This window comes from Streptomyces sp. NPDC058052, assembly GCF_042885515.1.
Lineage (GTDB): Bacteria > Actinomycetota > Actinomycetes > Streptomycetales > Streptomycetaceae > Streptomyces.
This window is the reverse complement of the sequence record NZ_JBHVRX010000041.1, coordinates 52,250-64,526: the sequence shown is the minus strand read 5'-3', so window position 1 is coordinate 64,526 and position 12,277 is coordinate 52,250. Positions and strand designations below refer to the sequence as shown.

Sequence of the window (12,277 nt, the reverse complement as noted above, 5' to 3'; positions counted from 1 at the left end):
GCCCCGGACCTCACGAGGTCCGGGGCACCGCCATTTTCCGTACCGGCGGCCCAGGGGGTCAGACGCGCACCTGGACGGCGCCGGAGAAGCGGTCGTGGAGGCCGCGGCCGTCCCGGTCCCAGACCAGGGCGGGGATCGCCAGGCACGTGAGGGCGGCGCGGAGCACGGCGCGGGGCAGCGAGAGCCGGCCCCCGTGGACCGAGACGACCCGCAGGCGGAAGAGCACCTTCCCCGGAGTGGCGCCGACGGTGCCGACGGTCAGGGCGTTCAGGACGAACAGGATGAGCAGGGCCCAGTTGCTGGTCGCCTGCCCATAGCCGTCGGTGATGAGACCGTATGCGATCAGCAGGCACAGGCCCCAGTCCACGGCGAGGGCGCCGAGCCGCGCCCCCGGACGGGCGATGGAGCCCGGCCCCTCCTCGGGGAGGCCCAGCTGCTGCCCCCGGTAGCCGAAGTCCACGCCTGCTTGCTCCGCCGCGGCGCGGGGGCCGGAGAGCCACGATCCGAGTGCTTGCCTGTTGTCCACCCGACCACCGTACTGCGCCCGTTTTCGATCACTTCGGTCCGGGTGCGGATGGGGCGCGACACGGAGAGTCGCCACCCGCGCCGGTTAACTTCGACGAAACAAATGGGTCATGCTTGAGAAATCCCGACTGCCTAGGGTCGGGTCCGAGCGTGCGCCACCGCACTGGCCGCATCACCGAGCTGCAACCCCGCCCCTCCCCGGGCCGGGAGTAGGAGGAGTTGGATGTCCAAGCACGGGTTCCAGAACGCCGACGAGGTCGCGAAGTTCATCAAGGACGAGGACGTCAAGATGGTCGACGTCCGCTTCTGCGACCTTCCCGGCGTGATGCAGCACTTCTCGATCCCTGCGACGGCCTTCGACCCGTCCGAGGAGCTGGCCTTCGACGGCTCGTCGATCCGCGGCTTCCAGGCCATCCACGAGTCCGACATGTCGCTGCGCGCCGACCTCTCCACGGCCCGCCTGGACCCGTTCCGCCGCGACAAGACGCTCAACATCAACTTCTTCATCCACGACCCGATCACGGGCGAGGCGTACAGCCGTGACCCGCGGAACATCGCGAAGAAGGCGGAGGCGTACCTCGCCTCCACCGGCATCGCCGACACCGCGTACTTCGGCCCCGAGGCCGAGTTCTACGTCTTCGACTCGGTCCGCTTCGAGACCTCCGCGAACCAGGGCTTCTACCACATCGACTCCGAGGCCGGCGCCTGGAACACCGGTGCGGAGGAGAACAACCGCGGCTACAAGGTCCGCTACAAGGGCGGCTACTTCCCGGCCCCGCCGGTCGACCACTTCGCCGACCTGCGCTCCGAGATGTCCCTGGAGCTGGAGAAGGTCGGCCTCCAGGTCGAGCGCCAGCACCACGAGGTGGGCACCGCCGGCCAGGCCGAGATCAACTACAAGTTCAACACGCTGCTCGCCTCGGCCGACGACCTGATGCTGTTCAAGTACATCATCAAGAACGTCGCCTGGCGGAACGGCAAGTCCGCGACCTTCATGCCGAAGCCGATCTTCGGCGACAACGGCTCGGGCATGCACGTCCACCAGTCGCTGTGGTCCAACGGCGACCCGCTGTTCTACGACGAGGCCGGCTACGCGGGCCTCTCGGACACCGCCCGCTACTACATCGGCGGCATCCTCAAGCACGCCCCGTCGCTGCTCGCCTTCACCAACCCGACGGTGAACTCCTACCACCGCCTGGTCCCGGGCTTCGAGGCGCCGGTCAACCTGGTCTACTCGCAGCGCAACCGCTCCGCCGCCATGCGCATCCCGATCACGGGCTCGAACCCGAAGGCCAAGCGCGTCGAGTTCCGCGCGCCGGACCCGTCCTCGAACCCGTACCTCGCCTTCTCCGCCCTCCTCCTCGCGGGCCTCGACGGCGTCAAGAACAAGATCGAGCCCATGGAGCCGATCGACAAGGACCTGTACGAGCTCGCCCCCGAGGAGCACGCGAGCGTCCCGCAGGTCCCGACCAACCTGGAGGCCGTGCTCAGGGCCCTGGAGGAGGACAACGAGTACCTCCAGGCCGGCGGCGTCTTCACCTCCGACCTGATCGAGACCTGGATCGACTACAAGCGCACCAACGAGATCGCCCCGATCCAGCTCCGCCCGCACCCGCACGAGTTCGAGCTCTACTACGACCTCTAGACCGCTCCGGCCGCGGGACGAACCGTCCCGCGGCCTCCGAGCCGCGAGGCGCGCCAGACGCACCGCTGAGGGCCGCCGCCCCGGAAGACTCCGGGACGGCGGCCCTCGCCGCGTCTCCCCCCGGCGCGCCGGACGGGTCAGCGCTTGTCGCGGATGAAGGCGCGGACCAGGCGGCAGGTGGTGTCCGACGGGGGGTGGATGCCGATGAGGTGGGCCGTGGTGCGGATGGTGGCGTCGGTGGCCTTCGACGGGACGTAGACGCCGGCGTCGAGGAGGGCGATCGCGAGGCGCATGGCCTTGAGGCGACGGTTGTGGGTGATGTACCACTCGCGCGGGCGGCCGGCCGGGAGGGGCTTCTTCCGGAGCGGCGTGAAGGGTTCGATGGACGGCCTGCGGATCACGGCTGCTGCCATGGGCTACCTCCTGGCGAACGGTGGCGGGGGCCCTCCCCGGGGCCCTTGCCTTCACCCCCTATTTTAGGTGCTACCACTGACAATCGGGCCTGGTCGGACGGGGTTTGGGGGTAACTTGAGGGGATGGAGATCTGGATCAATCCCGCCTGTTCCAAGTGCCGCGGCGCCCTCACCCTGCTCGACGCGGAAGGGGCCGACTACACCGTCCGGAAGTACCTGGAGGACGTGCCCTCCGCGGAGGAGATCCGGGGCGTCCTGGAGCGGCTGGGGCTGGAGCCCTGGGACATCACGCGGACCGGCGAGGCCGTCGCCGGGGAGCTCGGCGTGAAGGAGTGGGGGCGGACCCCGGAGGACCGCGAGCGGTGGATCGAGGCCCTGTCCGCGCACCCGAAGCTCATCCAGCGCCCGATCATCACCGCCGACGACGGCACGGCCGTCGTCGGACGGACCGAGGAGGCCGTGCGGGACGCCCTCGGACGGAAGTAGCCGGCCCCGGCGGGGGCCGGGGCCGTCAGTGCCCGGCCGCCCGCGCTTCCGCCTCCGTGAGGAGTTCGGTGAGGCGGAGGGCGAAGCGGGCGTCGCAGGGGTGCGGGGTGCCGGTGCGGGCCGCCGCGAGGAGGGCGTCGACGGCGTGACCGTACGCCTCCACCGCGCCGTTCCACGGCGGCAGGTCGGACCGGCCCGCCGCGCCGTGCAGGGTGATCGCCGCGCCCGCCGCCGCCGGCGGGGCGCTCAGGGTCAGGGTCGCCGTGCTGCTCGCGCCCGAGGCGTGGCGGAGGACCAGGTGGTGGGTGTCCTCCGGGCCCCTCGCCGCCGTCAGCGACGTCACGTCGCCGAGGACCGGGAGCAGCACGGAGAGGACGTGCGGGCCGACGTCCCACAGTCCGCCCTTCTCGCGGCGCCAGGGGGAGGCGGCGTACGGGCTCTCGGATCCGGAGGCGTAGAGGGAGCCGAGCCAGCGGGCCTCACCGAGGTACCAGCCGCCCTCGGCCCGCCGCTCCTCGATCCAGCGGGCGGTCTCCGGGGCGAAGCGCAGGGTGCAGAAGACGACCGAGGCGACGCCCGCCCCGTCCGCCGCCTCCGCGACCTCGCGGGCCGCGGCGACCGTGGTCGCGAGCGGCTTGTCGAGGAGAAGGTGGCAGCCGGCGCGGGCCGCGCGGGCCGCGACGGCGGCCTGGACGTCCGGCGGGAGCGCCACCGCCACGGCGTCGCACTCCGCCAGGAGGACGTCCAGGTCCTCGTAGGCGCGCGTGCCGGAGGCCGCGGCCAGTTCGGCGGCCGCCTCCGGGCGCCGGCCCCACACCCCGGCGAACTCGACCCCCTCGTGCGCGGCGAGCGCCGGCGCGTGGGTCCGGGCGGCCCAGGGGCCGGTGCCGAGCAGTCCGATGCGGGGGCGCTGGGGTGCGGAGGGGTTCGCCATGGGGCCAGTCTGCCCGTCCGGGGGCCCGCGGTCCCACCCGGATATCCGGTGGCCGCGCTCCCGGGGGCCGGTGCTAGCGTGCACGGGTGCCGGCCGCGGGACTTCGGCGCGACTTCCGGAACCTGCCTGGTAAAGCAACGTCTTCGCTGATCGCGCTCCCCTTCCCCGGCCGGCACGCCGACACGCGAGAAGTGGGGGACGCCGTGTCCGAGCTCGTCGCCGCCGAGGACGTGCTGCTGTTCGTCAACGCGGCCGTGACCGCCACCGGGCAGCGGGAGTTCCGCTCCTCCGCCGCCGAGCAGCGGCTGTCGCTCGCCTTCGTCCACGAGTACGTGCGGGTCAACTACCGCCCGCTGTACGCGGCCTCCCTCGCGCTCGACATCAACGACCACAACGCGGCCCTCGTCGTCGAGCAGCTGCTGCGCACCCCCGGCGAGGCCGGCGACGGGGAGGGGCGGCTGGTCGCGGCCCGGCTGGCGCGGATGGCGCCGCAGCGGGTGTACCGGCTCTTCCGGAGGCTGCGGGAGGCCGGGGTGAACAACCGGCGGACGCGCGCGATCGTGCGGGAGTGGCTGGCGGCCCGGCCGGATCCGGCGCTGGACGCGGTGAAGTACCGGGCCGGGGTCAAGGCCGCCCTCAAGCACGCGCACGTGCCGGCCGCCGACGCGGAGACCGGGGACTTCCTCTTCGCGCCCGGGCGCCGGGCGCGGTACGGGAGCCGGACGCTGGAGGCGTACCGGCGGGCCCACCACGACGAGGGCGCGCTGTACGAGCTGCCGTTCACCGTGGCCGAGGGGTTCGCGGCGCGGCACGGGGTGGACCGGGCGGTGTTCCTGGAGCGGATCGCGCCCCGGATGACCCGGCTGGAGCGGCTGCGGAGCGAGCGGGCCGCCGGCCGGGGTGCCGGGGGCTCCTCCGGGCTGGACGTGATGCCGCTGACGAGGCTGGCGCTCCACGTGCTGGCGCTGCCGTTCGCGGAGCGGGCGGAGCGGCGGGCCGAGCTGACCGGGGCGCTGCGGGCGGCGGCGCGGCGGGCGGCGGGGCCGTACGCGGGGAGCTGGGGGCGGGTCGCGGCCGTGCTCGACGACAGCTTCTCGTCGTCGGGTTCGGCGGTGAAGCGGCGCCGGCCGCTGGCCGTCGCGCTCGGCTGCCACTTCCTCCTGGAGGCGCTGGCGGCGCCGGGGGCGTACACCGGTCTGTGGACGTCGGGCGGTACGGATCCGCTGCTGGTCCGGCCGTGGGGGCCGACCCCGCTGGGGCTGCGGATCCTCGACGCGCTCGACGGCGGGCCGGACCGGCTGCTGATCGTCTCGGACGGCTGGGACAACGCGCCGCCGGGGCTCGCGGGCGAGGTGCTGCGGGTCTGGCGGTCGCGGCTCGACCCGGAGCGGCGGACGGCGGTCGTGCATGTGAACCCCGTATACGACGCCGGGGTGTTCGATGTGCGCCGGCTGGGGCCCTCGGTGCCGGCGGTCGGTATCCGGGACGCGGAGGACCTGCCGGCGCTGGTGGAGATCGCCGGGTTCGCCGAGGGGCGGACCGGGCTGACGGAGCTGCGCGCCTATCTGGACCGGCGGGTGGCGGACTTCCTGGCGGAGCACCGGAAGGCGGGGGCGGGGACGTGACGCGGATCGATCTCACCGGGCTCGCCGTGCGGCCCGCGCAGGTGTGGGGCGGGGTGCGGCTGGTGCCGCTGGTGCGCGCCGAGCCGGTCGGGGGGCTGCGGCTGCACCGGGAGGTGTACGAGACGGCGGACGGGTGCGTGGACGTCGGTGACGGCACCGCCTACACCTCCTACATCCCGCACGGCTTCGTCGCGGACTGGTCGGGGACGGAGCGCGAGGAGGCGGCGTACGGGACGCGGCTCGGGGACGCGCCGCCGGCCGCCGTGCCCGTGCGCGCCCCGCACCACCGGCTGGCGAAGCGGCGCCGGGGCGAGCGCCGGCTGCGGTTCCTGCCGCTGAACCTCGCGCTGGAGGGGTATCTCTCGCTGCACTTCGGCGGGCCGTCCGTGCTGTGGGAGGAGTGGTCGCGGGCCGCGCTGCGGCGGGGGCTGTCGCCGCGGGCGGAGGCGGCGTACGCGGGCGTGGACGTGCCGGGGCTCGCGGAGGCGCTGCGGATCTTCGAGCTGCACCCGGGGCAGTGCGGGGTGCTCGTGTACACGGCGGACGCGCTGGCCGCGGCGTTCGTCGTGCCGCACCCGGAGGACTACCGGCTGCTGCACCCGACGCTGGTGGAGGACCTGTACGGCGAGCTGGTGCACCAGTACGCGTACTACGGGGGCCCGGTGCCCGGGTTCACCGCCCGGATCCGGGACGGCGCCGGCGGGATCCGGGACCTCGCGGACCTGCGGGCGGCGGCCCGGGAGCAGGAGCGGCGCTGGGCGGTGGCGCACGACGGGCTGATGGCGCGGGACCTCCTGGAGACGCCGTACGCGTTCGAGCGGGTGTACCGGATGGGGTCGTTCGCGCTGTACCGCTTCCTGCCGCCGTTCCTGCGGGACGGGCGGGAGCAGCACATCGGCGAGCTGATCACGGACCACAAGGGGCGGACGGCCTATCTGAAGACCTTCCGCCTCTCGGACGCGCAGGTCAGGCGGGGGTACCTGCTCCGCCGGCTGGCGTCGTGCGACTGGCACCCCGGGCGGACGGCGGAGGCGCTGGGGATCTCGCGGGACGAGCTGGTGCGGCGGATCCGGGCGGCGGGCTTCGGCGTGCTGCTCGACGCGCACGGGCTCGCACAGGCGGCCCGGAATGCGCAGGAAGGCTGAGTAACACGGGGTTCACAAACGGGCAACCGAAGGGAAATCCCGTGTTGCGAAGCTGCGGTCACACGAAAGGCGCAGTCACGGCGGGCCGGGTACCGGCCGGGCGGTCGGCGCCGACACCGCAGCTCTCGCAGCGCCGCGAGCCGCTTCGGACTCCCGCAGCAGCACGCCACGCCCTAAGGATGACCCCGTGACCTTCAAGGCTGAGTACATCTGGATCGACGGCACCGAGCCGACCGCGAAGCTTCGCTCGAAGACGAAGATCATCGCGGGCGAGGTCCTGCCGCTGGCGGAGCTGCCGATCTGGGGCTTCGACGGTTCCAGCACCAACCAGGCCAAGGGCCACGCCTCGGACCGCGTGCTCAAGCCGGTCTTCTCCTGCCCGGACCCGATCCGCGGCGGCGACGACATCCTGGTGCTGTGCGAGGTCCTCAACACGGACATGACGCCGCACGAGTCCAACACCCGTGCCGCGCTGGCCGAGGTCGCCGCGAAGCACGCCGCGCAGGAGCCGATCTTCGGCATCGAGCAGGAGTACACCTTCTTCGACGGCGAGCGCCCGCTCGGCTTCCCGGTCGGCGGCTTCCCGGCCCCGCAGGGCGGTTACTACTGCGGCGTCGGCGCGGACGAGATCTTCGGCCGCGACATCGTCGAGGCGCACCTGGAGAACTGCCTCACCGCGGGTCTGGGCATCTCCGGCATCAACGCCGAGGTCATGCCCGGCCAGTGGGAGTTCCAGGTCGGCCCGCTGGCGCCGCTGGAGGTCTCGGACCAGCTGTGGATCGCCCGCTGGCTGCTCTACCGCACGGCCGAGGACTTCAAGGTCTCCGCGACCCTCGACCCGAAGCCGGTGAAGGGCGACTGGAACGGCGCCGGCGCGCACACCAACTTCTCCACCAAGGCGATGCGCGAGGGCTACGACGCGATCATCACCGCCTGCGAGTCGCTGGGCGAGGGCTCGAAGCCGCTCGACCACGTCAAGAACTACGGCGCCGGCATCGACGACCGCCTGACCGGTCTGCACGAGACCGCCCCGTGGGACAAGTACTCCTACGGCGTCTCCGACCGCGGCGCCTCGGTCCGCATCCCGTGGCAGGTCGAGCAGGACCGGAAGGGCTACATCGAGGACCGTCGTCCGAACGCGAACGTCGACCCGTACGTGGTGACCCGCCTGCTGGTGGACACCTGCTGCGAGGCCCTCGCCCAGGCCGGCCAGGTCTGATCGTCCCGCCGAAGCGCTTCCCGTGAAGGGGCGCCCACCGTTCCGTACGGTGGGCGCCCCTTCCGTCATGTGGGATGCGCGACAACGGATTTGGGCTCCCGGGACTGCCCGGAGCACTTCCCTCCTGGTTTAATAGGGATATGGCCAGCATGGAGCGGAACGACAGCGCGCGGGGTCGCCACGACCTCGAGCCGTTCTGGCCTTCCCGTCAGCACCACGACTTCGACCGGTGCTGTCGGCGCGTGAGGAACGCGTCGGCCCTCTAAAGCCCCGACCGGGCGGATTCCGGTCCCCGGCCTTCGGCCGACGCGCATGACGTACGACCAACGGTCCGTCCGTACCTCGCGCGAGAGAGCTGAGTCCTCATGGCCCACACCCAGGCTGCCGCCGCCCCGCTTGCCGCTCCCCGTCCCCGCCTGCGCGCCGTCGCCCCCGACGAGGTCGCCGGACTGGCCCGGGTCGCCGACTTCCTTCCGCCGGGCGCCACACTGCTGCCGGCGCCCCCGCACGCCCTGCCCGTCCTGCCGGGCCGGCCCCCGATGGTCGGCTATCTGGTGCTGCTCCCCGCCGACCAGCAGCCGCCCGCCCCCGCGGCGGCGGATCCCGAACCCGGGACCGCTCCGGAGGGGCCGGTCGGCATCGACGGGGAGCGGCGGATCGCCACCGTCGACGGGCGGGCGCTCGACCTGACCTACCTGGAGTTCGAGCTGCTCGCCCATCTCGTGGCCCACCCGCACCGGGTGCACACCCGCGACCAGCTGGTGCAGACGGTGTGGGGGTACGGTCACGTGGGCGACGGGCGCACGGTCGACGTCCATGTCGCCCGGCTCCGCCGCAAGCTGGGCGCCGAGCACCGCCACACGATCCAGACCGTGCGGCGGGTCGGCTACAAGTACCTGCCCTGACCGCCTTCTAGGAGACGGCGGTCCGCTTCGTCCTCGCCCTGGTCACCAGGGCGAGGACGACCTCCGCGGCCAGCAGCACCAGCAGGCTGACGCCGAGCAGCGGGACGAACCAGCCGACGAGCGCGGTCGCCGCCGCGAGCGGCAGCAGCAGCGTCACCGGCACCTTCCGCCAGGCGCCCCGGCCCACCGGCCGGCGCGGGCGGCGCAGCCACCACATGCGGTAGCCCCAGACGATCATCAGGGACAGCGCGAGGGCCAGGGCGGCGAGCACCAGCTGGTTGAACAGGCCCAGGAAGACGCCCATGTGCGCGTCGATGCCGATCCGGGTCAGCTTCGCGAGGAGCGGGTACTCGGCGAAGGCGAGCCGGTCGAGGACGGTGCCGTCGGCCGGGTCCAGCGCCACCTGGTCGAGCTCGACCGGGAACTGCTTGTCGGTCTCCTTCACCACGTAGCCGCTGCCCTCGGCGGGCAGTGTGACGGCTATCGAGGCGCTGTCGAGTCCGGCGGCGCGGGCGGCCGCGACGGCCCGGTCGACGCCGATGTCGGCGGTCGCCGGGGCGGGTTCGGCCGGCTGGTGGCCGGCGCCGTGGCCCGCGTGCTCGCCGCCCGCGCCGCCGGCGGCGCCCGCCGACAGGGTGGGGGTGGCGCCGCCGAGGCGGTCCTGGAGGGCGCCGATGTTCTCGCCGGCGTACTGCGACCAGGTCAGGCCGGTCGCGGAGAGCAGCAGCAGGCCGAGCGCCGCCCAGAGGCCGACCGAGCCGTGCCAGGAGAGGGTGCGGCGGCGGGACTTCGGGCCGCCCTCGGGGAGCAGGAGCGCGCGCCGCCGGGTGCGGCGCCGGGCGAACCAGAGGACCAGGCCGCCGAGGACCAGCACCGCCAGCCAGCTGGCGGCGAGTTCGCTGTAGATCCGGCCGGGTTCGCCGAGGTGCAGGTCCCGGTGGAGCCCGTCGATCCAGGTGCGCAGCGGCAGGGCGCCGCTGCTGCCGTAGCTGGGCAGCTGCCCGCGCACGTCACCGGTGTACGGGTCGACGAAGACGGCGAGCGAGGTGCCCTCGGGCGCCTCGGGGTCGGCCATCAGGACGCGGGTGGTCGCGCCCGGTTCGGCGGCGGGCCAGACGGCGGTGACGGTGCCGTCCGGGTTCACCTTGCGGGCGATGCCGACCTGGCGCTCCAGCGGGAGGACGGTGTCCCCGACCGGGACCTCCAGCTCGTGCGCGTACACCACCTTCTCGGCCTGGTAGGAGAGCGCGTAGAGCAGTCCGCTGAGCGCGGCGACGAGCAGGAAGGGCGCGGTGAGGAGACCGGCCGTGAAGTGCAGCCGGAGGAGCAGGGGGCGCAGTGCGGCCCAGGCGCCGGGGCGGCGCGGGGCGGAGGGGGCCTCGGGGGCCTGTGGGGGTGCCTCGGCGGTGCCGGGGCGTGCGGGATCGTCGATGGTCATGACTGTCCTCGGAGTCTCGTGAGGGGTCTGCCGTCGGGCAGGGGGAAGCGGCCCCCGGCGGCGTCAGACGAGCGGACCGAGGACCATGGCGCGGGGGACGGACGGGCCGGGCGGGCCGCGCCGGGAGAGGACGTGCGCGAGGACGACGACGTGCGGGCGCCGGGCGTTCCGGCGGGGCCGCCGGACCGGGCGGCGCGGGTCGGCGGGGACGGCGGCGGGGCCGAGCGGGACGGCCAGCAGGTGCCGGAGCGGGGTGAGCGCCGCCTCCGCGAGCGCGAAGAAGGCGGCCTCGCCGCGGGCCAGCCACAGGCCGCAGACCAGCGCGGCCAGGAGGTGGACGGCGAGCATGCCGGGGCCGCCGTCGGCGGCCGGGGCGAGGAGGGCGGCGAGCCCGTCGGCGGCGGACGGGTCGGTGGCGAGCGGGTCGGCCGCGGGGGTGACGGCGGGGACGGCGGGGACGGGGACGCCGTGGGACAGGTGTCCGCCGTGCGCCGCGTGCCCCGCGTGCGCCAGGGGGTCGGCCGGGGCGGCGGAGGCCGGTGCGTGGGCGCCGGTGAGGGAGAAGGCCCAGTGGAGGGCGCCCTGGGCGGCGAGGGTGCCGCCCGCGCAGGCGACGGGCCCGCGCCGGCGTCCGGCCGCGCACCAGGCGACGCCGGCCGTGGCGGCGAGGGCGGCGAGGAGGGTGAGCGGGTCGAGCGGATGGGCAGACATGGACGAATGCCCCACCGCCGCCAGTACGACGCACACGACCGCGAACAGGGCGGCTCTCAGGGCGCGCAGCGGCGACCGGGTGTGCGTCATCGGGGTCATGGTGTCACCCGCCGCGGGCCGTGGACAGAGCGCCTCCCGGTGGTACGGAACGAACTACTTTCCGGGCCTCCGGGGCGGTCGGGAGGGGCCGCCCCGCGGGGCTGCGGGGCGGGCGGGACGGGCCGTTCCGCCGGTCTCCGGGGCGGTCGGGACCGGTCGCCTTCCGGGCCGCCGTCGGCGGCCGGGCGGAGCCTCCCTGCGGGCCTCCAGGGCGGGCTTGTGGTGCCGAGTCGGGGCGGGGCCCTTACGGTCGGGGGAGAGCCGCGCTACGGGAGGAGCCCGCGTCCATGGCCGCGATACCCGCCACGTCCGTCGCCAACCTGCGGGACCTCGGCGGTCTTCCGCTGGGCGACGGGCGTTCCGTACGGTCCGGTCTCGTGCTGCGGTCGGCGCAGCTCGACCGGCTGGAGCCGGACGAGGAGACCGTGGCCGGGCTGAAGATCCGCACGGTCGTGGACCTGCGGACCGCCGCCGAGCGGACCGACCGGCCCGACCGGCTCCCGGACGGGGCGCGGACGGTCGTCGCCGACGTGCTCGCCGACCACCTGGCGGCGAGCGGGCTGCCGCCGGCCGCGCGGCTCAAGGAGCTGCTCACCGACCCGGCGCTCGCGGAGCGGCACCTGGGCGGCGGGCGGATCCGCGAGGCGATGCGGGGCACCTACCGCGCCTTCGTGTCCGGCGGCTCGGCCCGCGCCTCCTACCGGACCCTCCTCGGCGAACTGGCCACGCCCGGCGCGGGGCCGCTGCTCTTCCACTGCACGGCGGGCAAGGACCGCACGGGCTGGGCGGCGACGGTGGTGCTCGCCCTGCTGGGGGCGGACGAGGCGACCGTGCGGGAGGAGTACCTGGCGGTCAACCCGGCGGTGCGGCAGGCGTTCGCGCCGATGATCGAGGGGTTCGTCACCCAGGGCGGGGACCCGGAGCTGGTCCTCGCGATGATCGGGGTCGTGCCGGAGTACCTGGACGCGGCGCTGGAGGAGGTCGCGGACCGGCACGGCTCGATGGAGGCGTACGTACGGGACGGGCTGGGCGTCCCCGACGAGCTCACCGCGCTGATCCGGGAACGGCTGACGGTGTACGCGGTGTGAGCGGGCGGGCCGGGGCCGGACGGACGCCGGCGCTCCACCGGGGT

At 74.3% G+C, this 12,277-nt stretch carries 12 protein-coding genes; 7 read left to right on the top strand and 5 right to left on the bottom strand.

All coding sequences use genetic code 11. The annotated features are described in order from the left end of the window. Positions 1–58: 58 nt before the first annotated feature. On the bottom strand, positions 59–526 hold the full coding sequence (locus ACFVU3_RS35565) for an RDD family protein (protein ID WP_390072913.1): 468 nt from the start codon (positions 524–526) through the stop codon (positions 59–61). Between the two features lie 222 nt (positions 527–748). Here ACFVU3_RS35565 and glnA point away from each other — a divergent pair, with 222 nt between their 5' ends. Next, positions 749–2,170 carry a type I glutamate--ammonia ligase gene (gene glnA, locus ACFVU3_RS35560; protein ID WP_390072912.1) on the top strand — a complete coding sequence of 474 codons (1,422 nt, stop codon included), beginning with the start codon at positions 749–751 and terminating at the stop codon, positions 2,168–2,170. Positions 2,171–2,307: 137 nt separating this feature from the next. Here the strand turns inward: glnA and ACFVU3_RS35555 are convergent, their stop codons facing one another. After that, complete coding sequence (locus tag ACFVU3_RS35555; protein ID WP_390072911.1) at positions 2,308–2,583, bottom strand: hypothetical protein; 276 nt, start codon at positions 2,581–2,583, stop codon at positions 2,308–2,310. Positions 2,584–2,706: 123 nt separating this feature from the next. Here ACFVU3_RS35555 and ACFVU3_RS35550 point away from each other — a divergent pair, with 123 nt between their 5' ends. Beyond that, positions 2,707–3,069 carry an arsenate reductase family protein gene (locus tag ACFVU3_RS35550; RefSeq protein ID WP_390072910.1) on the top strand — a complete coding sequence of 121 codons (363 nt, stop codon included), beginning with the start codon at positions 2,707–2,709 and terminating at the stop codon, positions 3,067–3,069. Between the two features lie 25 nt (positions 3,070–3,094). Here the strand turns inward: ACFVU3_RS35550 and ACFVU3_RS35545 are convergent, their stop codons facing one another. Then, complete coding sequence (locus tag ACFVU3_RS35545; RefSeq protein WP_390072909.1) at positions 3,095–4,003, bottom strand: Gfo/Idh/MocA family protein; 909 nt, start codon at positions 4,001–4,003, stop codon at positions 3,095–3,097. Between the two features lie 203 nt (positions 4,004–4,206). Here ACFVU3_RS35545 and ACFVU3_RS35540 point away from each other — a divergent pair, with 203 nt between their 5' ends. The 4 genes from ACFVU3_RS35540 to ACFVU3_RS35525 all read left to right on the top strand — a co-directional run bounded on the left by ACFVU3_RS35540 (position 4,207) and on the right by ACFVU3_RS35525 (position 8,897). Then, positions 4,207–5,628 (top strand): hypothetical protein, encoded by a 1,422-nt coding sequence (locus ACFVU3_RS35540; protein ID WP_390072908.1) that lies wholly within the window; start codon positions 4,207–4,209, stop codon positions 5,626–5,628. Beyond that, positions 5,625–6,773, top strand: coding sequence for a hypothetical protein (locus ACFVU3_RS35535; RefSeq protein WP_390072907.1), 1,149 nt, complete (start codon positions 5,625–5,627; stop codon positions 6,771–6,773). The genes ACFVU3_RS35540 and ACFVU3_RS35535 overlap by 4 nt, the downstream gene beginning before the upstream one ends. A gap of 187 nt (positions 6,774–6,960) precedes the next feature. After that, positions 6,961–7,992, top strand: coding sequence for a glutamine synthetase (glnII, locus tag ACFVU3_RS35530; RefSeq protein WP_390072906.1), 1,032 nt, complete (start codon positions 6,961–6,963; stop codon positions 7,990–7,992). Positions 7,993–8,357: 365 nt separating this feature from the next. Beyond that, positions 8,358–8,897, top strand: a complete 540-nt coding sequence (locus ACFVU3_RS35525) for a winged helix-turn-helix domain-containing protein (protein WP_390072905.1) — start codon at positions 8,358–8,360, stop codon at positions 8,895–8,897. Positions 8,898–8,904: 7 nt separating this feature from the next. On the opposite strand, the gene ACFVU3_RS35520 is transcribed toward ACFVU3_RS35525, so the two are convergent. Both ACFVU3_RS35520 and ACFVU3_RS35515 read right to left on the bottom strand, forming a co-directional pair. Further along, positions 8,905–10,335 (bottom strand): PepSY-associated TM helix domain-containing protein, encoded by a 1,431-nt coding sequence (locus tag ACFVU3_RS35520; RefSeq protein WP_390072904.1) that lies wholly within the window; start codon positions 10,333–10,335, stop codon positions 8,905–8,907. A 63-nt stretch (positions 10,336–10,398) separates the two neighbouring features. Continuing rightward, positions 10,399–11,136 carry a hypothetical protein gene (locus tag ACFVU3_RS35515; RefSeq protein ID WP_390072902.1) on the bottom strand — a complete coding sequence of 246 codons (738 nt, stop codon included), beginning with the start codon at positions 11,134–11,136 and terminating at the stop codon, positions 10,399–10,401. A 296-nt stretch (positions 11,137–11,432) separates the two neighbouring features. Here ACFVU3_RS35515 and ACFVU3_RS35510 point away from each other — a divergent pair, with 296 nt between their 5' ends. Next, entirely contained in the window at positions 11,433–12,233 is an 801-nt protein-coding gene (locus ACFVU3_RS35510; protein WP_390072901.1) for a tyrosine-protein phosphatase, read from the top strand. Positions 12,234–12,277 lie beyond the last annotated feature (44 nt).